Origin of the sequence: Edaphobacter sp. 12200R-103 (genome assembly GCF_010093025.1) — a bacterium.
In the GTDB taxonomy this organism is placed as follows: domain Bacteria; phylum Acidobacteriota; class Terriglobia; order Terriglobales; family Acidobacteriaceae; genus Edaphobacter.
The window spans coordinates 1,587,267-1,610,692 of the sequence record NZ_CP048114.1 but is presented as its reverse complement, the minus strand read 5'-3'; the positions used below and the strand labels follow the sequence as shown (position 1 = coordinate 1,610,692).

Annotated in this window: 22 protein-coding genes, 2 tRNA genes and 1 riboswitch; of the genes, 10 read left to right on the top strand and 14 right to left on the bottom strand. The window is 58.6% G+C overall.

The window, feature by feature from the left end; genetic code table 11:
* The first annotated feature begins 137 nt into the window (after positions 1 to 137).
* From GWR55_RS06645 to GWR55_RS06635, 3 genes are all read left to right on the top strand, one after another.
* Positions 138 to 494 carry a hypothetical protein gene (locus GWR55_RS06645; RefSeq protein WP_162401566.1) on the top strand — a complete coding sequence of 119 codons (357 nt, stop codon included), beginning with the start codon at positions 138 to 140 and terminating at the stop codon, positions 492 to 494.
* 259 nt (positions 495 to 753) lie between these two features.
* Positions 754 to 980: riboswitch (cobalamin riboswitch) on the top strand.
* A 35-nt stretch (positions 981 to 1,015) separates the two neighbouring features.
* The gene (locus tag GWR55_RS06640; RefSeq protein ID WP_162401565.1) at positions 1,016 to 3,487 is read left to right on the top strand and encodes a TonB-dependent receptor; all 2,472 of its coding nucleotides are present in this window, start codon (positions 1,016 to 1,018) and stop codon (positions 3,485 to 3,487) included.
* Positions 3,488 to 3,841: 354 nt separating this feature from the next.
* Positions 3,842 to 4,807 carry a hypothetical protein gene (locus GWR55_RS06635; protein ID WP_162401564.1) on the top strand — a complete coding sequence of 322 codons (966 nt, stop codon included), beginning with the start codon at positions 3,842 to 3,844 and terminating at the stop codon, positions 4,805 to 4,807.
* On the opposite strand, the gene GWR55_RS06630 is transcribed toward GWR55_RS06635, so the two are convergent.
* From GWR55_RS06630 to smpB, 4 genes are all read right to left on the bottom strand, one after another.
* The gene (locus GWR55_RS06630; RefSeq protein WP_162401563.1) at positions 4,794 to 5,897 is read right to left on the bottom strand and encodes a Gfo/Idh/MocA family protein; all 1,104 of its coding nucleotides are present in this window, start codon (positions 5,895 to 5,897) and stop codon (positions 4,794 to 4,796) included. The genes GWR55_RS06635 and GWR55_RS06630 overlap by 14 nt on opposite strands.
* Before the next feature lie 188 nt (positions 5,898 to 6,085).
* Entirely contained in the window at positions 6,086 to 7,753 is a 1,668-nt protein-coding gene (gene groL / locus GWR55_RS06625; protein WP_162401562.1) for a chaperonin GroEL, read from the bottom strand.
* A gap of 268 nt (positions 7,754 to 8,021) precedes the next feature.
* Complete coding sequence (groES, locus tag GWR55_RS06620) at positions 8,022 to 8,315, bottom strand: co-chaperone GroES (protein WP_162401561.1); 294 nt, start codon at positions 8,313 to 8,315, stop codon at positions 8,022 to 8,024.
* Between the two features lie 341 nt (positions 8,316 to 8,656).
* Positions 8,657 to 9,199 carry an SsrA-binding protein SmpB gene (gene smpB, locus GWR55_RS06615; protein WP_162401560.1) on the bottom strand — a complete coding sequence of 181 codons (543 nt, stop codon included), beginning with the start codon at positions 9,197 to 9,199 and terminating at the stop codon, positions 8,657 to 8,659.
* 299 nt (positions 9,200 to 9,498) lie between these two features.
* On the opposite strand from smpB, the gene GWR55_RS06610 reads away from it, so the two are divergent.
* From GWR55_RS06610 to GWR55_RS06590, 5 genes are all read left to right on the top strand, one after another.
* Positions 9,499 to 11,904: a cohesin domain-containing protein gene (locus tag GWR55_RS06610; RefSeq protein WP_238398688.1), complete on the top strand. Its 2,406-nt coding sequence runs from the start codon at positions 9,499 to 9,501 to the stop codon at positions 11,902 to 11,904.
* Between the two features lie 116 nt (positions 11,905 to 12,020).
* Positions 12,021 to 12,443 (top strand): type II secretion system protein, encoded by a 423-nt coding sequence (locus GWR55_RS06605; RefSeq protein ID WP_238398760.1) that lies wholly within the window; start codon positions 12,021 to 12,023, stop codon positions 12,441 to 12,443.
* Positions 12,437 to 12,853, top strand: coding sequence for a type II secretion system protein (locus GWR55_RS06600; RefSeq protein WP_162401558.1), 417 nt, complete (start codon positions 12,437 to 12,439; stop codon positions 12,851 to 12,853). The genes GWR55_RS06605 and GWR55_RS06600 overlap by 7 nt, the downstream gene beginning before the upstream one ends.
* 211 nt (positions 12,854 to 13,064) lie before the next feature.
* A complete protein-coding gene (locus tag GWR55_RS06595; RefSeq protein ID WP_162401557.1) occupies positions 13,065 to 13,694 on the top strand; it encodes a PEP-CTERM sorting domain-containing protein in 630 nt (209 codons plus the stop codon).
* Between the two features lie 180 nt (positions 13,695 to 13,874).
* Positions 13,875 to 15,023, top strand: a complete 1,149-nt coding sequence (locus GWR55_RS06590; RefSeq protein ID WP_162401556.1) for a M48 family metallopeptidase — start codon at positions 13,875 to 13,877, stop codon at positions 15,021 to 15,023.
* Between the two features lie 122 nt (positions 15,024 to 15,145).
* Here GWR55_RS06590 and GWR55_RS06585 read toward each other — a convergent pair.
* Positions 15,146 to 15,222, bottom strand: a tRNA-Arg gene (locus tag GWR55_RS06585).
* Between the two features lie 82 nt (positions 15,223 to 15,304).
* Positions 15,305 to 15,715 (bottom strand): helix-turn-helix domain-containing protein, encoded by a 411-nt coding sequence (locus GWR55_RS06580; RefSeq protein WP_162401555.1) that lies wholly within the window; start codon positions 15,713 to 15,715, stop codon positions 15,305 to 15,307.
* 94 nt (positions 15,716 to 15,809) lie between these two features.
* Here GWR55_RS06580 and GWR55_RS06575 point away from each other — a divergent pair, with 94 nt between their 5' ends.
* Both GWR55_RS06575 and GWR55_RS06570 read left to right on the top strand, forming a co-directional pair.
* Entirely contained in the window at positions 15,810 to 16,583 is a 774-nt protein-coding gene (locus tag GWR55_RS06575) for an SDR family oxidoreductase (protein WP_162401554.1), read from the top strand.
* Between the two features lie 129 nt (positions 16,584 to 16,712).
* Positions 16,713 to 17,138, top strand: a complete 426-nt coding sequence (locus tag GWR55_RS06570; RefSeq protein ID WP_162401553.1) for a DoxX family protein — start codon at positions 16,713 to 16,715, stop codon at positions 17,136 to 17,138.
* A 5-nt stretch (positions 17,139 to 17,143) separates the two neighbouring features.
* Here GWR55_RS06570 and GWR55_RS06565 read toward each other — a convergent pair.
* The 8 genes from GWR55_RS06565 to GWR55_RS06530 all read right to left on the bottom strand — a co-directional run bounded on the left by GWR55_RS06565 (position 17,144) and on the right by GWR55_RS06530 (position 23,391).
* A tRNA-Arg gene (locus tag GWR55_RS06565) sits at positions 17,144 to 17,220 on the bottom strand.
* A gap of 8 nt (positions 17,221 to 17,228) precedes the next feature.
* Positions 17,229 to 17,507, bottom strand: a complete 279-nt coding sequence (locus GWR55_RS06560; RefSeq protein WP_162401552.1) for a hypothetical protein — start codon at positions 17,505 to 17,507, stop codon at positions 17,229 to 17,231.
* Positions 17,508 to 17,532: 25 nt separating this feature from the next.
* Positions 17,533 to 18,555 carry an aldo/keto reductase gene (locus GWR55_RS06555; protein WP_162401551.1) on the bottom strand — a complete coding sequence of 341 codons (1,023 nt, stop codon included), beginning with the start codon at positions 18,553 to 18,555 and terminating at the stop codon, positions 17,533 to 17,535.
* Between the two features lie 51 nt (positions 18,556 to 18,606).
* Positions 18,607 to 19,362, bottom strand: coding sequence for a nickel pincer cofactor biosynthesis protein LarB (gene larB, locus GWR55_RS06550; protein WP_162401550.1), 756 nt, complete (start codon positions 19,360 to 19,362; stop codon positions 18,607 to 18,609).
* On the bottom strand, positions 19,359 to 20,684 hold the full coding sequence (gene larC / locus GWR55_RS06545; protein WP_162401549.1) for a nickel pincer cofactor biosynthesis protein LarC: 1,326 nt from the start codon (positions 20,682 to 20,684) through the stop codon (positions 19,359 to 19,361). Before larC ends, larB begins: the two co-directional genes overlap by 4 nt.
* A 5-nt stretch (positions 20,685 to 20,689) precedes the next feature.
* Complete coding sequence (gene larE / locus GWR55_RS06540; protein WP_162401548.1) at positions 20,690 to 21,529, bottom strand: ATP-dependent sacrificial sulfur transferase LarE; 840 nt, start codon at positions 21,527 to 21,529, stop codon at positions 20,690 to 20,692.
* A gap of 53 nt (positions 21,530 to 21,582) precedes the next feature.
* Positions 21,583 to 22,593, bottom strand: coding sequence for a 3-dehydro-L-gulonate 2-dehydrogenase (gene yiaK / locus GWR55_RS06535; protein ID WP_162401547.1), 1,011 nt, complete (start codon positions 22,591 to 22,593; stop codon positions 21,583 to 21,585).
* 39 nt (positions 22,594 to 22,632) lie between these two features.
* On the bottom strand, positions 22,633 to 23,391 hold the full coding sequence (locus GWR55_RS06530) for a hypothetical protein (protein WP_162401546.1): 759 nt from the start codon (positions 23,389 to 23,391) through the stop codon (positions 22,633 to 22,635).
* Between the last annotated feature and the right edge of the window lie 35 nt (positions 23,392 to 23,426).

Below are 23,426 nucleotides of genomic sequence, written 5' to 3'. Positions count from 1 at the left end.
TGCAACAATCCTCGGAATTGTACGGGCGTCATTGAGAATTGAGACTTACCATAGGTGTCACCCTGAGCCGCGGCTCGAAGGCCGGAGTCGAAGGATATGCGGCTTTCTCGTAGAGAGGATCGCCCTAAGAGAGTTCTATGAATGCCCTCAGATCGACCAACATTCTGCTTGCGGCCATCGCGCTGCTCCTTCTGGCGCTCGTTCTGCGCCCCGTTCGCGCCCCGGAGCCCGTTCTGGCCCAGTCCACCGATACGAACTACTTCTTCGAGCCGGGCACCTTTCTCGTCCGCGCTCCCGATAACAGCCAGCAGGTCTACTCGAAGGTGGTCGTCGACCTCAGCAACGGCCGCGTCTGGGCCTTTCCTACGCTCACTCCTTCGCCTTATCCCTCCGATCCGGTCTACAACAAGCCCCAGACCTCGCACCCGTTCGAGATCGGCCGATTTGCTCTCGAAGACACCAAAAAGTTCGACCCGCTCAGCCTGCAAAAATAGAACATTCCTGCAGCGTAAGTATTGATAACCACTCACGGCTAAAACCGTCATCCTGAGCAACGCGAAGCATTCCTGCATCTTGCCCGCAGGATTTCCAGATGCTAAGGGCAGAACAGAAACTCTCCATCCCGATAACCAATAGGGGTGATGACACCGGAATGACAACTCCGGCAGGCAGCTGTTGTTACTTTTGACTTCGTGCTTTCATATACCGCAAACTAATAGATATTGCTCTAAACCTGCGGCCGGGCTGTCGTCAACGAGTTCGCGTCGTCTAAATTTACTTTGTAACGCAATGAAATGCTCGGGAAGCGCGGTGAGATTCCGCCACTGCCCCGCAACTGTGATTCGCGCATGCTTGTACTTGTATGAGTGTGAATGCTGCCTGGCTCACTCCCACTGATCCATTCTTCGGGAAGGGAAGAGCCCTGATGGCAGACATGGAACGCGACAGTCAGGAGACCGGTTTCGTTGTCGCACAACAGCCACGTTCCCGAGGGGGGAACGAGGAGTCCAACCTCATGCAAGCATCCGCACGTCCGTTTGCGGTCTCACCTCTCTTCCGTCTTCTTGTCGCTTTTGCGCTCTTTGCCTTCGCCAGTACCTCTTCCCGTGCCGTTATCGTCCGTGGAACCGTTACCGATCCGCTCGGCGCAGCTGTGCCTGGAGCACGTGTTCAACTCATTCAGGGCAAATCCGTAGCGGGCTCTGCCCTCAGTGGTTCCGACGGTTCCTTTGAGATTCGCAGCACCGGCTCCGGAAGATTCGTTCTTCTTACCTCCTCGCCGACGTTCACCTCGGGCATCAGCCAGAGCTTCTATGGCGGACGCACCGATATCGTCAGCCGCAACGTGACCCTTGAGGTTGCCTCTGTCACCGCGCAAGTGACCGTCACCGCGACAGGAATCCCCACGCCCATCCAGCAGGCCAGCTCTGCCATCAATCTCATCCCGTTCAGCGCACTTCAGACCCGCGTCGGAGTGATGGACGATCTTCGCCAGTCGCCCGGCGTCAACTTCGTCCAGTCCGGGCAATACGGCGGTGTAGGCTCTCTCTTTGTGCGCGGCGGAAACTCGGACGCCAACAAGGTGATGATCGATGGTGTCACGTCAGAAGATATCGGCGGACGGTTCGACTTCGGAACCGTCTCTTCGACTGCCCTCGATGGTTTCGAGCTTTACCGCGGTCCGAACAGCGTTCTCTACGGCTCCGACGCCGGAGCCTCGGTGGTGAACTTCACCACGCCCCGTGGCGCTACATCCCGCCCCATCCTCAACTACTCCGGAGACGCCGGGAACTTCCACACCTGGCGCAATGAAGTCACCCTCAGCGGTGCCCGCCGCCGCCTCGACTACTACGGCGCCTTCTCGCGATTCGACACCTCAAACTCCATCCCCATGGATCGCTATCACTCGTCAACCAGTGCGGGGAATCTCGGCTACAACATCACCGCCAACACCTCGCTCCGCTTTACCATCCGCAACGGTGTCTCGGCCACCGGACTTCCCGGCGCTTACAGCTTCTATGGCATTCCGAATCCGGGAAAGCAATCTGATCAGGATCTTTACTCTGGCGCTACGCTCGAAAATCGCTGGCGTGACAGGTGGCACAATCTCGTTCGCTACGGCATCGCTCGTAAGCGCGAACAGGCCGTCACCTTCTATGCTCCAGGAGAAGCCGTCGACTATCCCGGCTTTGGTGGATTTCCCGGTTATACGCTGTACTTTGGAAACATCGTCACCATCGATGGAGCCAATGGAACCTCAGGCACCGGACGCGCCTCCTTCCTCTTCGCCGGAACCGCACCCACTGATCAGTCTTCGCTGCGGGACGAGCTGTACTATCAGTCCGACTTCACCTTCTCGCCGCACTTCATCGGCCTCTTCGGATTCCGTTACGAAGACGAGCGCGGTTCATATAACAATCCCAACTTTTTTGAGTCCCAGGTCGTCAAGCGGACCAACTACCAGTACACACTCCAGTTTCAAGGCGATATTAAAAACCGCATCTTCTATTCGTTTGGCGGAGCCATCGAGCGCAACAACCTGTACGGTACTGCAGGCACACCTCGCTTCGGTCTTGCCTGGGTTCCTGTACGGCCCGGAAACGGGCTGTTCCATGGAACCAGGATTCGCGCCAATGCCTCCACTGGTGTTCAGGAGCCTTCACTCTCGGTTGAGTTCTCCTCGCTCTATAAAGAGCTCCAGGATGCGGACTTGACGGACCTCATTGAGGCTTACCACGTGCGTCCTATCCAGGCGCTCCGGTCCCGCACCTTTGACGTCGGTGTGGACCAGAACATCCTCGGCCAGGCCCTGGTCTTGAAAGCGGGTTACTTCCACAATCAGTTCAGCCATCAGCTCGATTACATCGACAATGGCACGCTTCGGACGGTCTTCGGAATTAATACTCCAACCTCTATCATCTTCGGCGCACTGCTGAACACCCTGGCCTATCGTGCCCAGGGCTTTGAGGGAGAACTGCAGTTCGCTCCCACCCACAGGATCCTGCTTCGTGGCGGATACACCTATCTCGCCTCACTGGTTGAGCAATCTTATTCGACCGATGCCATCGCCAACGGCACCGCAGCCGTCAATCCCAACTACCCTGACACGCCCATAGGAGCGTCGTACCCGCTGGTCGGTCAGCGTCCCTTCCGCCGCCCGCCACAGACGGGCTTCTTCGCCGCGCAGTACACCAGCAACAAATTTTCCGCCGCTCTCAAGGGAGCCTTCGCCAGCCGTGCGGATGACTCAACCTTCCTCTCCTACTCGGACTTCAACGGCGGCAACACACTGCTGCTGCCGAATCGCAATCTCGACTTCGGCTACGCCAAGCTCGATGCGTATGGGACCTACGCCTTTACTCATCACGTAACCGCCTTCGCGGAACTCGGGAACCTGCTATCGCAACAGCACATCGGCCCGATCGGCTATCCATCGCTTCCATTTACGTTCCGCACCGGTCTCAAGGTACGGCTCGGCGGCGACTAAGAGGCAGTGGCTGCCAAAAAACAGCGATTGATCTCCTTGAGATGCAAGGCGGTTATCTCTGCCGATTTGATGGAGTCAAATCAGTAAAAAAATAAAGAAGGAAGACACGAAGGCTCCGGTTCCCCGGAGTCTTTATCTTTCTGCAGGAAATCAAAACTCTGTATGACGGGTTAAAGATGAACAGCAATCCGGTCTAGGCGGCAATCTTTCCTGGCCCGAAGGATTGCGGACCCATATCGAAGCTCCAATGTAAGTCTCATTATGCCAATATTTTGCGCCAAAAATATACCGGATAGGGTAGAGTCGGGAACCGCAACTGAAGCGTCTAATGAGACAGGGAAAGGAAAGTAAAATATGACCCTCCGGAAAATCCTCTTTGCGACTGCGCTTTTTGCCTCCCCTCTCTTCGTCCTCGCGCAGGAAGGACCCCTGACGCAGGCGATCGTCACGGTCAATGCGAAGTCTCCACAGCCATTGACGGCCCAGAATCTGAAGGTGCGCGTCAACAACCACGAGACGCCGCTGACAGCCGTCGAGCCCGTTAAGCCCAATGGAACTCAGGTAGCTCTGCTGATCGACGATGGTCTTCGTACTTCAGTCGGTCGTTTGTTGCCCGACATCCGGAACTTCATCCAGTCGTTGCCGGAAGGAACCGAAATCCTCGTCGGGTACATGCAGAATGGTCGCGTGGTCTCTCAGCAGCCGTTCTCCACGGACCACAAGGCCGCCGCTGCAAACCTGCGGCTTCCGATGGGCTCCCCCGGCCTCAGCGCAAGCCCCTACTTCTGCCTGTCTGATTTTGTGAAGAACTGGCCTGGTAGCAAAGAGGGAGCAAGAGATCAGGGTAGTGTTGTCACAGCGAAGGCTCGTTTTGTCATCATGATCACCAACGGTGTCGATCCCTATAACGGCAGCGTCAGCCCCCTGAACCAGAACAGCGTCTACGTCGATAACTCCATCCGCGATGCCCAACGCGCAGGCGTGCCTGTCTACACCATCTATTACACCAACGCGGGCATTCGCGGAGGAGCTGCCAGCTTTAGCGGGCAGAGTTATCTCGCCAAGGTCTCTGACGAGACTGGAGGACAGGCATACTTCCAGGGAACTGGGAACCCCGTCTCCCTCACGCCATTCTTCGAAAGGTTCACGAAGTCCGTCTCCGAGAGCTTTGTGGCAACGTTCCCGGCGCCTGCCAAGACGAGCAACAACCTGATCGCGCTAAAGTTCTCCACCACGCTCGGCTCTACGAAGCTGCAGGCAGCTCGCTATATTCGTCCAGGAGTCCGCATCACAACCTCACCCTCGGCTAACCGAGAGTGAGGCCGGCGGCCTTATAAATCGACTCAATGTGACGCATGTCCTTGAGACCTTCTTCGCCTGGCGTTCCTGGTGTCTTGTTTTCAAGAACACAGCTCGTGAAGTGATTCACCTGATCGACAAACTGGCTGGGGTCGTGCAGTGTCGAAGCCTCATCGAGCTTCACGGCGGGCGAGCCGCGGTCCTTCCTGTACATCGCGGTCAGCCGCTGTCCCTCGTAGTTGAAGTTATCGAACTCCAGCCAGCCGTTCTCTCCGAAGACCTTGGCGTAACTCGGCATCTGTGCCCCGTACGTCGTGGAGCAGCTCGCGACCGTGCCGGAGGGGAAGCGCATCGTCCAGGAGAGATTCTCTTCGATGTCCTTGAAGCGTTCGTCGTTCCTGTTCGAAGTAGCCACAGCTGTGAAGGCAACCGGCTCCTCGCCGGTCAGGTAGCGCGTAGCGTTCAGGCAGTAGATGCCGACGTCCATCAGCGGTCCTCCACCTGCCAGCGAGCGCTGCGTCCTCCACTCGCCATGTGCGATGTTGAAGCCATTGGCGCTGTCGATCCCCTGCACCTTTCCCAGCGCTCCTGACTTGATCAGCTCGATCGTCTTCAGGGTGTACGGCTCGTAGTGCATGCGATAGGCAATCATCAGCTTCACATTGGCCGACTTGCAGGCAGCAATCATCTGCTCGCACTCCGCAACCGTAACTGCCATCGGCTTCTCGCACAGAACATGCTTCCCGGCCTTTGCCGAGCGAGTCGTATATTCGGCATGCATGCTGTTCGGCAGGCACACGATGACGGCATCGATCGCCTTGTTGTCGCGGATACGATCCATGTCCTCGTAGTTGTAGATTGATTCCTTCGGCACGCCATACTGTGCAGCGATGCGCTCGGCCTTGTCACGGTGTCCGCTCACCAGGCCCGTGATCGCTGAGGTTGAGGTCTTTGCGATGCCGCGCATGTGGTGGTCTGCGATGCGGCCAAGTCCAATGATGCAGTAGCCGATCTTTTTCCCCGCGCTCTGACCAATGAGAGGAAGTGGAGAAAATGTATGGGCGGCGAGGCCGAGGGCGCCCAGCTTTGAGAATTCTCTACGGGAGATCATCACGCTCCTTGTTTCGTTTTATTCAATTGGTGTTGCGCGATAAGGATAAGTCGAAGGAACAAAAAAGGAAAACGACGGTTTTCAATTTTGCCGTTCAGTAACTCTCGAAGGCTTAAAAACAAAGACCCCGGAAGATCTCCAGGGTCTTTGTTTTTGCGCCGAAAGGCGCGTTTCGCCGAGCGCGAAGCTCAGTACATGCCGTCCATGCTGCCGTGGTTGTGTCCACCGGCCGGGGCTTCCTTCTTCTCCGGGATCTCGGAGATCATGGCCTCGGTGGTGAGCATCAGACCGGCGATGGAAGCCGCGTTCTGCAGGGCGGTGCGGGTTACCTTGGTCGGGTCGATGACACCGGCCTTCACCAGGTCCTCGTAGGCGCCGGTTCCGGCGTTGTAGCCGAAGTTGGTCTCCTTCGAGTCGAGGATCTTGCCGATGACGACTGCGCCTTCTTCGCCGGCGTTCGAGACGATCATGCGCAGAGGCTCTTCGATGGCGCGACGGATGATCGAAGCACCGATCTTCTCGTCACCCTCGAGACCCTTGACGACATCGTCGACAGCCGAAGTTGCGCGAATCAGCGCAACGCCGCCGCCGGGGACGATGCCCTCTTCCACAGCCGCACGGGTCGCGTGCATCGCGTCTTCAACGCGAGCCTTCTTCTCCTTCATCTCGGTCTCGGTTGCAGCACCAACCTTGATGACAGCGACGCCGCCAACCAGCTTGGCGAGACGCTCCTGCAGCTTCTCGCGATCGTAGTCCGAGGTGGTCTTGTCGATCTGGGCACGAATCTCCTTCACGCGGCCTTCGATCTCGCCACCCTTTCCGCCGCCGTCGACGATGGTGGTGTTGTCCTTATCGATGGTGACGCGCTTCGCGGTGCCGAGGTCCTCAATCTTGACCGACTCGAGCTTGATGCCGAGGTCCTCGGTGATGGCCTTGCCGCCGGTCAGGATTGCGATGTCCTGCAACATGGCCTTGCGGCGATCGCCGAAGCCGGGAGCCTTGACGGCAGCGACGTTCAGCGTGCCACGCAGCTTGTTGACGACCAGGGTCGCGAGAGCCTCGCCGTCAACATCCTCAGCGATGATGACAAGCGGCTTGGCGGTGCGGGCGATCTGCTCGAGCAGCGGAAGCAGGTCCTTCATCGAGGAGATCTTCTTCTCGTAGATCAGGATGTAGGGATTCTCAAGAGCAGCTTCCATGCGCTCGGCATCGGTCACGAAGTAGGGCGACAGGTAGCCGCGGTCGAACTGCATGCCTTCGACGACCTCAAGCTGTGTCTCCATGGTGCGCGACTCTTCGACGGTGATGACGCCGTCCTTGCCAACCTTCTTCATCGCCTCGGCGATGATGGTGCCGATCTGCGCATCGCTGTTGGCCGAGATGGTTCCGACCTGTGCAATCATGTCGCCGGAGACGGGCTTGGACAGCTTGGAGAGAGCTCCACCCTGAACGGCGCCGTGCTCGTCGCGCTTGCCGATGATGGCCTCGACAGCCTTATCGATGCCGCGCTTCAGAGCCATCGGATTTGCACCGGCGGCAACCGTCTTTACACCCTCGCGATAGATGGCCTGAGCCAGAACGGTCGCGGTGGTGGTGCCGTCACCGGCAACGTCGGAGGTCTTCGAAGCGACCTCGCGCACCATCTGTGCGCCCATATTCTCGAGGCTGTTGCCGAGCTCGATCTCCTTGGCGACAGTAACGCCGTCCTTGGTGATGGTGGGCGAGCCGAACTTCTTCTCGATAACAACGTTGCGGCCCTTCGGACCGAGTGTGACCTTCACAGCGTCGGCCAGCGTGTTGACGCCACGCAGGATCGCCTGACGCGAATCTTCTCCATGCAGAATCTGCTTTGCCATTTTCTTCTCCTCGCGCCGCTTTTTGCGGCTCGCGTTGATTTTTGACCTCAGGGGCTAAAGCCCCCTCAGGGAATCTGCTGATTCACACGGCTGAAGCCGTGTGCTTAACAAAACTTGTTGCCGAACTGCTTGCGCTGAAACGGTCCTCAAAACCTCCTGCGACTGAAGAGCGTCCTCAGCATTCCAAACCAACGGATACGCTCCATGAGGCGACCTCTTCATTCCAGCGAAGAACGCGGCGAAGCCGCCTCCCGCCGTCCGCGAAGCACTACTTGAGGATGCCGAGGACTTCTTCTTCGCGCATGATCAGGAACTCTTCGCCGTCAAGCTTGATTTCGGTGCCCGAGTACTTGCCGAAGAGGATCTGGTCGCCAGCCTTGACGTCGAGCGGGAAGACCTTGCCTTCGTCGTTGGACTTGCCCTTACCGACCGAGATAACTTCGCCCTGCTGGGGCTTTTCCTTGGCGGAGTCGGGGATGATGATGCCGCCACGGAGGGTTTCGCCCTCTTCGACGCGGCGGACCAGGATGCGATCGTGCAGCGGTGTGAATGTCTTCGCCATTTGCTATCTCTCCTTGTTGCTTTTTAGTTCCGAAACGAGAATGACTCGCCGGGTTGAATTCGCGCATCGACCTCGTGGGCAAAATATTGCCCGTAGCCTTTGCAGTTTTTTGGAATTTCCATCGCTGCCTTAATCCCGCCAAAATCTGACCGGGAGGGTATCGCCCGGCATTAGCCCGGCAGGCGATTAGCACTCGATGCTTCCGATTGCTAACGATAGGGCAGGCTCCGTATGGCTGTCAACTGACGTAGTTAAAATGTGAGTGAAACTGACGCAGGGTCTATCGAAGTGAGTTTCTCGGTACTCCTCAGACGCAGTGGCGGGCCCAGAGGCAGAAGTTATCAGCTGCGCTGGCTCCGCACGATGGCTGCCCGTGCTTCGCGGTCGGCCTCTTTGCGGCGCTCGGTTTCACGCTTGTCCCAGTCTTGCTTGCCCTTGGCTATGGCGAGTTCGCACTTCACCCGTCCGTGGCGGAAGTACAGACGTGTCGGGATAAGGGTGTATCCCTTCTGCCGTGTCATGCTCTCCAGCTTGCGCAACTCTCCTTTGTGCAGCAGTAATTTGCGAGTACGCAGGGAGTCGTGATTCATGGTGTTGCCGTGGGAGAAGGGGCCAATGTGCGCGTTCAGCAGATAGCACTCTCCATCCTTCAGAAGCCCATAGGCATCCTTCAGGTTCGCCTTGCCCTCCCGGATGGATTTCACTTCGGTGCCGCGCAGGGCGACTCCTGCCTCAAAGCGGTCTGTAAGGAAGTAGTTGTGGCTGGCCGCACGGTTGACCGATGCATCGCGCTGTCCTGCCGCAACCGGATCCCGATCCTTCACCTTCGGGGCCGAAGCTTTCGGCTGGTAGGCTGCGGTCGGGTTGGAAAGCGAGCGAGGCATGAATCTCTTACTTTAACATGGGCAGAGTGAGCGACCTCACCCACGCGGCTTGCGCTCGTCTAACCGTGAGACGCCCAGGTTCTCCAGCGTTCCACTCTCTGCCATCGGTAGAAACGACCGGTTCTGTGCCGCGAAACGACAAGGAATTTGAAGTCCGAATGCTATACTCACCCGAGCGCACCAGCCTGGCAGGAAACGCCTCCACAGGCAGCGTCCTCCCTTGTCCAAATCCAGGGGTAGGAGCGCACTCCGGCAAACGCCTCACTCTTTTCGGTGTAAAGGACGCAAACGAACGCAGTATGAGTCGTGGCAAGCTCCCAGTTTTCTCCATACCAGTTCGGCATGCCGCACAGTTGGCTCTCGCCCTTGTAGCGGTCCTTCTTCTTGGCAGCTCCTCTCTCCATGCACAGTCGGCCAAGACCTGGGACAAAAGAGGGCAGGACGCGGAGCTGCGTCAGGACTACGACACAGCATACGAAGCCTACCGCCAGGCGATGTTGAAGAACCCCAAGGATCTGAGATACAAGGCGCACTATGAGCTGATGCGCTTTCAGGCCGCAATCAGCCATGTGGATCGTGGCCGCGTGCTGCGCCAGAACGGCGATCTGCAGGGAGCTTTGAGCCAGTTCAGCAGAGCCCTGGAGATCGATTCCGCCAACCAGACTGCCCAGCAGGAGTTCGATCGGGTCACCCACGAGATCGAGACGCAATCCTCATCGACCGGCGCACCGGTGCAGAATCAGCAGATTGGCGTGGATAATCTCGCCGCCATCAGCACCGTCGCCGGTCCCATTGAACTAAAGCCTGTCTCCTCAGAGCCGATCACCCTGCACGCTGTTGAGGACGTCAAGAACATCTACCAGGCGATCGGCAAGGCCGCCGGGCTCAACGTGATCTTCGATCCCGATTACACGTCCAAGCGCATTCCCATCGACCTTGTAAACGTCTCTCTGGCCGATGCCCTGCGGATTGTGGGAACGATCGCCGGAACTTTCTATAAGCCCGTTACCTCGAACACCATCTTTGTCGCGCAGAACAATCGGACCAAGCGGACCGATCTGGATGAACTAGCGGTTCAGACCTTCTACCTGACCAATGCCAGCCAGCAGTCGGACGCGAACGAAGTTTTGACCGCGCTGCGCAATGTGCTCGATCCCAGCTCGAAGATCGTCCTCGTTCCCAGTCAGAGTGCGATCATCCTGAGGGCCACTCCCGATCAGCTCCTCCTGGCCCAGAAGCTGATCGATGATGTGGATCGCGCACGACCAGAGGTCGTCGTCGATGTGGCCATCCTCGAAGTCAATCGCGACAAGATGCGCAAGCTCGGCATCGCCCTGCCGCAGTCCATCACGATCACTCCGCAGGCCAGCCCAAGTACGACTTCCAGCAGTTCCTCATCCTCTTCCACCGGAACGAACTCGCCGTCGAACTTTACGCTCAATACCCTCGGGAACATAAACGCCACTAACTTTGGCGTGGGCATCCCGTCGGCTACGCTCGACGCTCTTTTGACTGACAGCGACACCAGAATTCTGCAGAATCCGAGAATCCGCGCAACCGATGGGCAGCGCGCCAATCTGAAGATCGGCCAGAGAATCCCGGTGGCGACCGGCTCCTACAACGCGGGCGTGGCGACCGGCGTGGCCAGCATCGGTGTCCAGACCCAGTTCACCTATCTTGATGTTGGCGTCCAGATCGATATGACCCCCACGGTCCACTACGACCGGGAGGTATCTCTGAAGATGAAGATGGAGGTGTCCTCGCAGCAGAACACCGTTACCATCTCCGGTGTCGCAGAGCCGGTCATCGGACAGAACGTCGTCGAGCAGGTCATTCAGCTCAAAGAAGGTGAGCCCAGCATCCTGGCCGGGCTGGTCACCAAGCAGGACACCCGCGGCCTCAACGGAACCCCCGGCCTCAGCGAGATTCCATTCTTCAAGTTCTTCTTCGCCTCCAACTCTCGCGAGACGCAGCAGAACGAGATCATCTTCCTGTTAATCCCGCATATTGTTCGTGAACCGGTACTTACGCGCCTCAATACGCGTGCGATCGATACCGGAACCAGCACCTCGTTCCAGTTGCGTCAGGATCCAACGCTTTCCGGACAGGATGAAGACGTGCTTCCGGGAAGGCCGAAGTCTATCGGCCAGCCTTCGACCGCTGCCAATGCGGCCTCGGCGGCAGCTCAGCAGATCCTGCAGCAGGCGCAGCCTCCCACCCCACCCCCGCCAGGCGCTACGCCACCGGCGGCGAATACAGCAAATCCTGCAGCCCAGCCGCCTGCGCCGGGAACCCCCGTTAGTCTCTCGGTGGTCCCGCCTCCAGCGGTCCAGAATGTGGGCAGCACTTTCCAGGTGTCGGTCAATGCCTCGAACGCCAACGATCTATTCGCCGTGCCGATGCAGCTTCAGTTCAATCCTGCCGTCCTGCAGCTGGTCAATGTGGACGCCGGAACCCTGCTGGAGCGTGACGGACAGGCGGTCTCCATCGTCCATCGAGATGAGGGCAACGGCATGGTGACCATCTCCACCTCCAGGCCCCCGAACGTTCAGGGCGTCAGCGGGCAGGGAACCGTGGCCACCCTGACCTTCAAGGCGGTAGCTGCGGGTGACTCGAACCTTGCGCTGGTGAAGGTAGGCGCAAGAAACAGTGCCCAGGCGAACCTGCCGGCAGTTGGCTCGCAGTCCGTGGTACACGTGAAGTGATTGTTGGCTCCAAGTCGTTCCTCCAGCAGCGGGTAGGTGGCGAAGGGCATCGTGAACGCCGCCTTTTCCGTCCGTCCGGCGAGGCTTCGGCACAGAACCCGGAAGCCGGGTTAACCCTGGTGGAGCTGATCGTTGTTGTGGCTATCCTGTCCGTCCTGGCGACCGCCGCGGTTCCAATCGCGCGCTTCCAGGTAAAACGGGAGAAAGAGCGCGAGCTGCGCCGGGACCTGTGGGAGATGAGAGCTGCAATCGATCGCTACAAGGACGCTGCCGACAAAGGAGCCTTCCAGGTGAAGGCGGACTCTCTCGGCTACCCGCCCGACCTCGATACCCTGGTCAAAGGGGTCGATGTTCAGGGCAAGAAAGTTCGTTTCCTTCGGCGCATTCCGATCGATCCCATGACTGGAACCGCTGAATGGGGAATGCGTTCCAACCAGGACGATCCGGATTCCGATTCCTTCGGTGGCCAGAACGTCTTTGACGTGTACTCCAAGAGCCAGAACACAGCGATGGACGGTACAAAATATTCCACATGGTAGCTTTCGCACCATCCCGGACCCGCCGAAGCGAACTCGGCTTCACGCTCATCGAGCTGATGATCGTGATGGTCATCATTGGCATCCTGGCCGCGATCGCTGTTCCCATGTACGTGCAGAGCGTTCGTCATGCGCGCGAGGCTGTATTGCGGGAAGATCTGCGGACACTCCGTTCCGCCATTGACTCTTACACGGTGGATAAACAGAAGGCTCCGCAGACGCTGGACGACCTGGTGGAAGCTGGCTATATCAAGGCCCTTCCGGTCGATCCCTTCACCCATCGGACGGATACCTGGGTCCCAGGGCAGGACGATACTCTGCAAACCATTGATCAGACAGAACCTGGCATCAACGATGTGCACTCCGGAGCCCAGGAGGTCAGCTCCGACGGGTCGGCCTACTCCTCCTGGTAAGACCGTTCGGGCAAATCCATATGAAAGGAAGTACCCTTCCTTGTGAATTATTTTTCCTTTCATGAAATGGGAAAGGATCGCGCCTTCCGCTTGTAGCGCGGATTTTCACGAAATCCGGCTAAGACACAATCGTTGAGCGGTTTGGCCGTCGATGTGCATATAGGTCGGGTATCCCGTCGTTTACGAACGGAACCCGAAAGGATTACGAACGATGCACGTCAAGGCTCTCTCCCGTATTGTGTTTGCTCTCGCCGTGACCTGCTTTACTGCCTCAGCCGCAAAGGCTGATTCGCTGTTCACAGGCTCTCAGGCTGGTCAATGCTGCTTCGATGTCAACCTTCATCAGGTTGACGCCAACAACATGCAGGTAACAGTTAGTCTTACCAATGGCGCCCAGTATTTTGTAGCCAGTGGTTCTGGCAACCATCCCGGTTTTGCGTTCAACCTGGCTAACGACCCCTCGATCTCGATCGCCAGCATCAGCAGCCCGTGGACTCTCTCTAGTTTCAATGCCAGCTCTGTAAACACGAACGGACCCAGCATGGGATCCTTCGATTACTTCATCAACAATCCCGGTCCCGGAGCCAGCCAGCACAACGACGGTCCACTGGTCTTCACGATCTACAGCGCCGCCGGAATCAATTACAGCGACTTCGTCGCCAACAGCAACGGCTATTATTTTGCCGCCGATATCATGAACGCGGCAGGGCAAACCGGGCTGTCCGGTATCAGCGACCCTGGAACCACATCATCCGTTCCTGAGCCCTCATCGATCGCTCTGCTTGGAACGGGTCTTCTGAGTGCAGCCGGCATTGTTCGCCGCCGCCTGACGCAGTCGTAAACAGCTACAGTCTCTTCCGCGGATGCCCCGGCTCCAGCACGATCGGAGACGGGGCATTTTTTGTGCTTCTTGCGTCATGCCCGCCATTTGTATCCTTGCAACATTCAGGCGCATACTACGTCTAAAGAGTGGGAAGCTGCGTCCGGCTGCCGGAGGCGGCCTCACTCAGGAGACTCTGTTATGCGTCGCACAGCGAACCTCGGTCTGGCCGCCATCCTCGTTTTCTCAACAGTCTCCTTCGCCCAGACGCCATCCTCCACGCCGACGCCTCCGGGACAATCAAAGCCCATTCCTGGTTCCCCAACCGCAACTCCGGCCGAAGATAAAGCTGCAAAGGAAAAAGCGAGCCAGAAGGCCGACTCCATTCCCTCTCCGGGAGAAGATCTCGATCCTCACATCAAGGCGGGTAGCGAAGACGATGTCAATGCAATCGGGACGCGCAATATTGGAGGCCGCGGCCTTGGGAACTGGTATTCCACCGATTGGGAGATTCGCAACGGCAAGGCCTACTCGATGGAGATCGAGAAGTCGGCTCACATGGTGACTGATCCGGTTGTCAATGAATACGTCAACCGAGTTGGCCAGAATATCGTGAAGAACTCCGATTGCAAGGTGCCGTTCACCATCAAAGTCATCGACTCCGACGAGATCAATGCGATGGCGCTTCCCGGGGGCTTCTTCTACGTCAACTCCGGCTTGATTCTTGCCGCGGACGAGGAGGCGGAGCTTGCCGGCGTTATGGCCCATGAGGTCGCGCACGTCTGCGCCCATCACGCCGCGCGCCAGATGACCAAGATGAACATGGCGCAGATCGGTTCGATCCCGCTAATCATCTTCACCTCCGGATCCTGGACCGGGTACGGAATCTACGAAGCGACCCAGCTTGCTGTCCCTATCGCCTTCCTGAAGTTTTCACGCGTAGACGAGTCGGAGGCGGACTGGCTCGGTCTGCAGTACATGTACAAGGCAGGGTATGACCCGCAGGCCTTCATTCAGTTCTTCGAAAAGATCGCTGCACTCGAAAAGCACAAGCCCGGAACGCTCTCCAAGGTGTTCTCCGACCATCCGCAGACACCGGATCGCATCGGTCGCTCCGAGGAAGAGATTGCGACGATCATGCCTCCCCGGCCGGACTACATCGTCTCCACATCCGAGTTCGACGACGTCAAGGCACGGCTGGCCCGCATCGAGAACAAGCGCAAGCTGAACGACAAAAAGGACGGCAATCGTCCAACCCTGCGGCGTGTTGGCGGCGGCAATAACGATCCATCCAACCCCAACAACCCTTCGAACTCCGACGACCGCCCAACCCTCAGCCGTCGCGACTAGCGGCAGGGAAGCGTGGCATTCCGAAGCAGCCGCCTTTACGTGGGCGGCTGCGGACTTTAAGGCGGCTGCGCAAACCTTAAATGTTTCTTCTAAAGAAAAAAGGGACGTTGCAAGAGGGGAGATGGTGCGCCCGGAGTGATTCGAACACCCGACCTACTGGTTCGTAGCCAGTTGCTCTATCCAGCTGAGCTACGGGCGCACATTGCATTGTTGCAACCTTTTCAAGATACCGAATTTTGCCTGGAAGAGCAACCGCTCGTGGCCCTGCATCGAGAGGAAAACTAAGATTCTTTTGCGTTTTTCTGAAATCGTTCGCGCGCGCTCGTAATCTCGTCGTAGTTCTCTTCGGCCCAGATCCACACGCCACAGAAGGCCGCGCTCAGGCTTCGTCCCAAGGGCGTAAGGCTGTACTCCACGCGGGGTGGGATGACGGGATGAATGGTCCGGACTACCAGCCCGTCGCTCTCCATCTGTCGCACCGTCTTGGTCAGCATCTTCTGGCTGATCCCTCCTACCAGTTCGCCCAGGCGAGTGAAGCGAACTGTCCCGTGCTCCTCAAGAACCTCAAGGACGAGCATCGTCCACTTGTCCGCCACCCGCTCGATGATCTGCCGGACCAATGCTTCGATCTTCGGGGCAGCCTCTTTCGGTGGATGTTTTGTATGGCTCACCGGGACGGAATTACTGGTCATCGATATCACTCTCCTTTGGGTAAGTATAGATATCTAAAGTGCCTACTTCCCAATGGAGAGTAGCTTTCTTATATTACCTCTGAAGGAGAAACAGATGAATATCTCAGGCAATACCGTCCTGATTACAGGCGGCGGCTCCGGGATTGGCCGTGCTCTGGCGGAGGCGTTCCAGGCGCAGGGAAACCAGGTCATCATTGCGGGACGTCGGCCGCAGGTTTTGGATGAAACCGTCGCTGCAAATCCTGGAATGAAGCCAATCGTTCTCGACATGGAAGACCCTGAGAGCATCCGCAGCTTCGGAGAGAAGGTTGTGAAGGAAGATCCGACACTGAACGTGGTGATCCACAACGCTGGAATTATGCGGCCCGAGAACCTTCTCGATCCGGCAGGAGCCCTGGCTGCCGCCGACGCTACCATTGCGACCAACCTTCTGGGACCGATCCGGCTGAATGCTGCCTTGCTTCCTCACCTGATGAAGCAGCCGAAAGCGACCATCATGACTGTCTCCTCAGGCCTGGGATTTATCCCGCTCGCACTTACGCCGACCTACTGTGCGACGAAGGCCGCGATCCACTCTTATTCGCAGTCGCTGCGCTATCAGCTGAAGGACACCAGCGTTGAAGTGATCGAGCTGGCGCCGCCGTATGTCCAGACCGAGCTAATGGGTAGAGCCCAGGCAAGCGATCCCCGGGCCATGCCGCTCAGGGAGTTCATCAACGAGGCGATGAACATCCTTAAAACCCAGCCCGGTGTGCAGGAGGTCTTGGTGGAACGAGTCAAGCCGCTGCGGTTTGCCGAGCTGAACGGAGTCGAGAAGTATGAGGCGTTCTTCAAGAGCTTCAACGATGCTGCTCCCGCTCCGCACTAAACACACAGCTGTACATCGAGAACAGCAGGAACAGGGCCGTTTGAGACTAAATCATCGGCCCGCTTTTCGCGGGGTCCCTATAATGTTCGGGAATGCGAGCGCGCCGATCGTGGCTTGCAGATGGACGCTATGGCTAACCTCGTCAGTCCTGCCTCTAATCCCCGTTGGAAGATCGTCGCTTACTGGATAACGACCGCTCTAATCGTCCTCGAGCTGGTTATGGGGGGCGTATGGGATATTCTGCGGGTGCCGCAGGTGCGTGGCCTTATCGAACGGCTGGGCTACCCTCTATATTTTCTAACTATCCTGGGGAGCTGGAAGCTGCTTGGGGCTATCGCCCTGATCGTTCCACGATTTCCCCGTCTTAAGGAGTGGGTCTATGCTGGCGTATGCTTCGACCTGACAGGGGCGATTGCGTCGCTTTCGGCTTCTGGATTGGCGGATACTGGCACCTTGGCGTACCCGATCTTCATGACAGGTGTTGCCATCGCGTCCTGGGCGCTTCGCCCGCAATCCCGCAGGCTGGGTGTCATAAAGGAATCAGTTGTGAACTGAAGGTATGGTGCGCCCGGAGAGATTCGAACTCCCGACCTACTGGTTCGAAGCCAGTTGCTCTATCCAGCTGAGCTACAGGCGCACATGACATTATTTCGCCGTCGGCGCAACGGTCGGCTGCGTCTCCGGTGGCGGTGGCACAGTGTACAGGGTAACGCGCTCCACCAGATCAAGCCCGGCGCGGCGCAGCAATTGGTGGATCATCGGTTCATTCAGGCGGGTGGCGTCGTACTCCACGCGAACCGTCTTATTCTTTTCGTCAAACATAAGCGCTCGAACGCCATAGACCTCACGCACCCTGGACAGGGCAAGCATACTTGCTTCCGTCGGTGGCACACCGTACCGGTACAGGACATCCAGCTGTGTCATAACTTCGATCATATCAGCGGAACCCTCAGCCGAGCCATTTCGGATTCGCCGCCGTTCCGTCGAAGCGATTCGATGTCTTGAAGAGCTCGTACCTGCCTTCGCTGGCTGCATCCTTGGTCTTCGCCAATATTGCAGCGACCTGAGATTCAGAGAGAGGCTTGAAAGTTTTGGCTGCTGTCAGCGCCTGATCGAGAATCTTCTCCGAATCGATGCCTGTAATCAGGACAGAGATTGGCAGGGTGAGCCCGTAGTGGAGGGCATCCATCGGTTCGACCGTCTTGCTGTTGAGGATGTAGGAGCCTCCAAAAGTCTTCATTGCCAGCACGCCGATGCCTTGCTTCACCGCAACGGGCAGGACCTCGTGGGTGAACGAACGGAAGTGAGCGTCCATGACATTGATCGGCATCTGCACGGTGTCGAAGTGGAAATTGTGCTTTTGGGCCATCTCCAGCATGCGCAGGTGAACAGCCGGATCCTTATGTCCCGTGAAGCCGATGTAGCGAATCTTTCCTGCCTGGCGGGCTTCCACGGCTGCCTCCATCGCGCCGCCGGGGGCAAAGATGCGGTCCGGGTCTTCCATGCGGATGATCTCATGGAACTGCACCAGGTCGATCATGTCGGTCTGCAGGCGGCCAAGCGACTGCTCCAACTGCTTGTTGTAGGTCTCCTTGTTGCGCCCGTCCATCTTGGTCATCAGGAAGACTTTACTGCGATATCCATCGCGCAGCGCCTGTCCCATGCGAACTTCGGCCAGTCCGTCGCTGTAGTCCCAGCAGTTGTCCAGAAAGGTGATGCCGTGATCAATGGCAGAGCGTGCGAGACGGATCTTCGACGCTGCGTCCGGGCCTCCTCCGAGATGAGCTCCTCCCAGACCGATGGCGGAGACACGCTCGCCGGTCGTGCCCAGCTCGCGGTAGATCATGTCGGGAGCCTCTGGCCGGGTGGCAGGCTTCATCGATGAAGACGGTTGTGACTGTCCCTGGGCGAATGGAACCGAGGCTGCGATTCCGGTGGCGCTTGCAGATTTGATGAAGTCGCGGCGGAGCATACCGTTTTGGATGCCTCCCCTTGGAATGGAGTGGTTTTCCTCGCGAGTAGCTTAGCGCAAGTGGCCGGCTCGCGCGATCAGTGTCGCACTGTAGGCTGCTCCAAAGCCGTTGTCGATATTGACCACGGTCACGTTCGGCGAGCAGGAGTTGAGCATGCCCAACAGGGCCGTAACTCCCTGAAAGCTGGCCCCATACCCGACCGAGGTGGGGACCGCAATGACGGGGGCTCCAACGAGGCCTCCGACGACGGAGGGAAGAGCGCCCTCCATCCCCGCGCAGACGATGACAACGCTGGCGTCCCGAAGTTGCTCGCGGACTGCGAGCAGCCGGTGAAGCCCTGCCACGCCGACGTCGTAGAGTCGTGTGACGGAAGTTCCGAATAGTTCGGCAGTAACCGCTGCTTCTTCAGCAACGGGCAGGTCACTGGTGCCCGCGCAGAGTACGGCAATTTTACCGAGCGGCGCGTCACTGCTTTGACGCAGACTGATGCAGCGGGCCAGTGAATGGTGAATCGCCTGGGGCACAGCCTTCAGGACAAGCTCCGCGGTGGCCTCGTCGACACGGGTCGCCAGGACATCCGAGCCGGCCGCCGCCATGCGGGTGAAAATCTCTGCCGTCTGCTCTGGAGCTTTGCCTGCGGCATAGATCACCTCGGGCAATCCCGACCGCAGGGTCCGGTGATGATCAATACGAGCATGCCCGACGTCTTCAAACGGCAGATGCGTGAGGCGATCCAGGGCGCCTTCGACGCTCAACTCGCCGCGTTCGACCGAAGACAGAAGCTCGAGTAGGCGATTGCGGTTCATTTGGAGCCCTGCTGCGCCTGGTAGGCTGCGATCGCACTCTGCTGGACCACCTTGACCGGAACGCCTTTGGCCTCCGCAGCGAGCCTGCAGTCTTCAAACTCAGGAGCCACGTTGTAGATCTCGCCGGAACGCGATCCGATCTTCATGCGAATCTCGCCGTAGGGTGTGGTCACGGTGACGTGATCGCGGTCCAGGCAGGAGCGGCGCTCGTGGTGAATCCGTACGCCGAGCGTGCTGGTCTCGCGCAGCAGCAGGTCTTCGAGCGCCGCAACCTTTGCGTCGTCAGCAAGAACCGTCAGGTGCGTTCCCATCCGTCCCTTCTTCATCTGCACGGCGGTCGACATTACATCGAGTGCGCCAAGAGCCAGCGCGCGTTCCGTAACATACGCAAGAATCTGGGGAGAGATGTCGTCCACTGCTGTTTCCAGCACGGCCACTGCGGAGTGGCTGGCGCCTGCCGTCTCGCCGACGGAGAGCCGCAACACATTTGGGAAGTCCTTGGGATTACGGGTGCCTGCACCGTAGCCGATGTTCTGCACCCGCATGGCAGGCTGAGGCCCGAAGGTTGGAGAGATTGCACGGATCAGAGCAGCTCCGGTCGGCGTCACCAACTCTTGCTGGACGTGTGCGGAGTAGGTCGGTACATCGCGCAGCAGATCGGCCGTCGCAGGTGCGGGGACAGGGAAGCACCCGTGTGCGCAATCGACCATGCCGCCCCCCACATTCAGCGGGGAGCAGTACCAGGCGTTTACGCCAAGCGCATGAATGCCCGCGCTCGCGGCCACGATATCGACGATGGCATCGACGGCGCCTACTTCGTGGAAGTGGATCTTCTCGATGTCGACGTTGTGAATCTTCGCCTCACTCGCGCCAAGCAGCTCAAAGGCGTGAATGGCGGTCTGCTTGACGGCATCGGGCAGCTTCGCCGCTTCAATCAGCTTGCGAATGGCCGAAAGGGAGCGCCCATGCGCGTGCTCGTGATGCTCGTGTTCATGACTGTGGGAATGTTCATGATTGTGCGAGTGCGTATGGCTGTGCTCATGCGAGTGAGCATGCTGATGGTCATCGTGATAAGGGTGATGTTGCTCGGCGTGAGAATGCGAATGCGTCGCCTGGTCAGCCGGCCTTCCAGCCTCAAGCACCCGCACGCTGGTCGAGGAGATGCCGCTGCGATCTACCGTGCCCATCTCAAGCGACGCTCCCACGTTCAGAACATCTACAGCCTGATGAAGCACATCTGCGGGAACGCCAGCGCTAACCAGGGCTCCGAGAAACATATCGCCGCTGACACCGGCAAAGCAGTCAAGATAAGCAATGCGCATGGCAGCTATTGTTTCACGCGGGCAGGGGTGATGGCCGAGGCTGGCAGGACATCGTTCATCGAGCCGGAACGGTAGCCCTGAGTATCGAGCGTGACGTAGACGAAACCAGCCCGGCGCACGGCATCCGTAATGCTATCGAGCACGTCCATGCTCAGCGCGCGTGGAAGGTCCGCGCGCGCGATCTCAATCCGGGCCAGATTGCCATGGTGCCGCACGCGGACCTGCAGAAATCCGAGTCCATGCAAAGCCTCTTCCGCACGCTCTACCTGACTGAGGCTCTCGCGCGTTACCGGGCGGCCATATTCAATCCGCGAAGAGAGGCAGGCCGAGGCGGGCTTGTCCCACAGCTCCAGTCCGGCCTCGTGAGCCAGTTGACGGATCTCCGACTTGGTCAGCTGCGCCATTACCAGAGGAGCGACAGCCTGATGCTGCGATGCAGCCTGCTGGCCTGGACGAAATTCGCCGCCATCGTCGAGATTCATCCCATACGCCAGATGACGGAATCCACGCGCTGCACGCTCTGCCTCCATGCGGGTGAAGAGCTCGTCCTTGCAGTGAAAGCAGCGTTGCGCGTCGTTACGCTGATAGTTGGGGTTCTCAAGCTCTTCGGTCAGCAGAATATGTGTGGGGATGCCGTGATGCGCAGTGAAGGCGAGCGCTGCTGCCAGCTCCGCACGCGGAAGCGAGGCCGAATCGGCGATGACCGCAAGCATCTTCTCGCCCAGAGCCTGGTGAGCTGCCCACGCCAGAAACGCTGAATCCGTGCCTCCCGAATAGGCGATCATCACACTTCCCAGTTCACGAAGCGTGGTATCCAGCAGGGCGCGTTTTCCGGCAAGATTCATAAGCCTGTCTCTCCGTAGATGCTAATGGAACGCATCGCGATCTGTGAATGGCCTCATCCCAGCGAGTTGAGCCTCTGCCACAGCTCGGGATCGACCGGAACCCCAAGACGCATATTTTCTTCGCGAACGTGAAGCGTTTGCTCTCCCGGATACCGGACAGGCCGGCCTGAATCTTCAGGCTTTGCATCGTGCAGATGCTGCAGGATGGCGTCGGCGATGTGATTCAGTTCAGCAACAGATGCGATGTTCGAGGGATCGATCGCGAGAAAGATCTGGGACTGCCCCGCTTCCAGCGTGGGTTCCAGGGGAAGCTGATAGGTTGCCAGTCCTCCCGACAGCATGGCAGCCATCATGTCCAGAACGAGAGAGAGTCCGGAACCCTTCCAGTAGCCGATAGGGAATGGCCGTTGCGAAGCCTCAATCGCGGCAGCATCCTGGGTCGGCCGGCCCTGCTCATCGAATCCACCGGGCAAGGGAAGAGGCTCTCCCCGCTTTGCATAGGACGCGAGTGCGCCATAAGAGAACTGGCTCATCGCCATATCGAGAACAACGTGCCGCCCATCTGCCCGCGGAACCGCGATCACCAGCGGATTATTGCCGAGCGTAGGCTCGGTTGAGCCCCAGGCAGGCATGTTTGCCAGGGTGTTCGACCAACATATAGCAAACATGCCCTGGTCGGCCGCCTGCCAGCCAAAGGCACCGCCCCGCATCCAATGATTCGAGTTGGCCATGGCAACCGCTCCCATTCCATCTTTGCGAGCCAGCTCAACGGCCCTCTGCATGGCGAGATAGGCATTCACGTTGCCGATGCCGCGATTGCCATTCCAGCGCTCGATGCAGCCGAACGCTGCCGTACGCTGGGGTCTGGCATGGACATCGATGCTGCCATTGGCCACCATGGCTTCCACACGGGGAAAGCGATTCAGACCGTGCGAATACACTCCATCGCGCGTCGTCTCCGCAAATAAGCGCGCAGAGAGCCGTGCTGCCTCCGGGGGAAATCCGAGCCGCAGCATGGCTCGTTCCAGCATCGCAAAAAGATCGGCAAAAGGAACACGAAGCATAGCTCGAGTGTAGTGGATGCCGCGGCGGCAGAGATGTTGCTACCGCACCAGCGCCGGCAGTTTATCGCTCATGCCGAAGAGAAAGATCGCGCCGATGACAAAGCTGTACGCGGCCGTCAGCGACGTAATGAACATCTGCAGCCTGGGACGATGGGTACTTCTGGCAAAGATGCCGGATGCGGACGCCGTCATGATGGTGTTCATCACCAGCAGCCCGGCGATAAAGCACAACAATCCGAGAAATCCGCGGCTGGTGCCGCCCAGGTTTGCTGCCAGCAGAAAGAGAAGAAGCTGCGATGGCGTCTCCGCGCCCAGACCGTGCACAATGCCGACCAGCACAACCGAGCTTTGGTCATAGCGAAAGCGAAAGGGTTCAGGCCGCGGCAGATCCGGGTTCCGTAGCGAACGCAGCTTCCATCCCGCAAACTGAGCCGCTGAGACCAGCAGGGCAATGCGGCTGACAGGAACAGCGTGGCGATGAGCTTCAGGCGAAGGCCGGCGGAAGAAACTGATGAGCACGTAAACCGCAAGTACGATCAGCGTAGCGCCGACCAGGCGCTCGCCAACGGCATCCATATTTCTCGGAAGCCCGAGGTGCAGGAAGATCACGGCGGCTCCGAGAACAGCCACCGTCAACGCATGCCCCAGCGCATACAGAAGGCCCAGCCGCATGCCTTCGCGCCAGGTCCGCTGCACGCTCGTGATGTCCGTAATGGCTGCCAGGTGATCGTAGTCGAACCCATGACGAAGGCCCAGCAGAGCGCAGGAGAGCAGGGCGAGTTCGAGCGCAGAGGACATCTCTGGTAGGGTACGAGGTGCCATCGCAGCACGCA

Coding starts and splice junctions, on each gene's coding strand:
- GWR55_RS06645 (WP_162401566.1), top strand. CDS start 138: ATGAATGCCCTCAGATCGACCAACATTCTGCTTGCGGCCATCGCGCTG.
- GWR55_RS06640 (WP_162401565.1), top strand. CDS start 1,016: ATGCAAGCATCCGCACGTCCGTTTGCGGTCTCACCTCTCTTCCGTCTT.
- GWR55_RS06635 (WP_162401564.1), top strand. CDS start 3,842: ATGACCCTCCGGAAAATCCTCTTTGCGACTGCGCTTTTTGCCTCCCCT.
- GWR55_RS06630 (WP_162401563.1), bottom strand. CDS start 5,897: ATGATCTCCCGTAGAGAATTCTCAAAGCTGGGCGCCCTCGGCCTCGCC.
- groL (WP_162401562.1), bottom strand. CDS start 7,753: ATGGCAAAGCAGATTCTGCATGGAGAAGATTCGCGTCAGGCGATCCTG.
- groES (WP_162401561.1), bottom strand. CDS start 8,315: ATGGCGAAGACATTCACACCGCTGCACGATCGCATCCTGGTCCGCCGC.
- smpB (WP_162401560.1), bottom strand. CDS start 9,199: ATGCCTCGCTCGCTTTCCAACCCGACCGCAGCCTACCAGCCGAAAGCT.
- GWR55_RS06610 (WP_238398688.1), top strand. CDS start 9,499: ATGAGTCGTGGCAAGCTCCCAGTTTTCTCCATACCAGTTCGGCATGCC.
- GWR55_RS06600 (WP_162401558.1), top strand. CDS start 12,437: ATGGTAGCTTTCGCACCATCCCGGACCCGCCGAAGCGAACTCGGCTTC.
- GWR55_RS06595 (WP_162401557.1), top strand. CDS start 13,065: ATGCACGTCAAGGCTCTCTCCCGTATTGTGTTTGCTCTCGCCGTGACC.
- GWR55_RS06590 (WP_162401556.1), top strand. CDS start 13,875: ATGCGTCGCACAGCGAACCTCGGTCTGGCCGCCATCCTCGTTTTCTCA.
- GWR55_RS06580 (WP_162401555.1), bottom strand. CDS start 15,715: ATGACCAGTAATTCCGTCCCGGTGAGCCATACAAAACATCCACCGAAA.
- GWR55_RS06575 (WP_162401554.1), top strand. CDS start 15,810: ATGAATATCTCAGGCAATACCGTCCTGATTACAGGCGGCGGCTCCGGG.
- GWR55_RS06570 (WP_162401553.1), top strand. CDS start 16,713: ATGGCTAACCTCGTCAGTCCTGCCTCTAATCCCCGTTGGAAGATCGTC.
- GWR55_RS06560 (WP_162401552.1), bottom strand. CDS start 17,507: ATGACACAGCTGGATGTCCTGTACCGGTACGGTGTGCCACCGACGGAA.
- GWR55_RS06555 (WP_162401551.1), bottom strand. CDS start 18,555: ATGCTCCGCCGCGACTTCATCAAATCTGCAAGCGCCACCGGAATCGCA.
- larB (WP_162401550.1), bottom strand. CDS start 19,362: ATGAACCGCAATCGCCTACTCGAGCTTCTGTCTTCGGTCGAACGCGGC.
- larC (WP_162401549.1), bottom strand. CDS start 20,684: ATGCGCATTGCTTATCTTGACTGCTTTGCCGGTGTCAGCGGCGATATG.
- larE (WP_162401548.1), bottom strand. CDS start 21,529: ATGAATCTTGCCGGAAAACGCGCCCTGCTGGATACCACGCTTCGTGAA.
- yiaK (WP_162401547.1), bottom strand. CDS start 22,593: ATGCTTCGTGTTCCTTTTGCCGATCTTTTTGCGATGCTGGAACGAGCC.
- GWR55_RS06530 (WP_162401546.1), bottom strand. CDS start 23,391: ATGTCCTCTGCGCTCGAACTCGCCCTGCTCTCCTGCGCTCTGCTGGGC.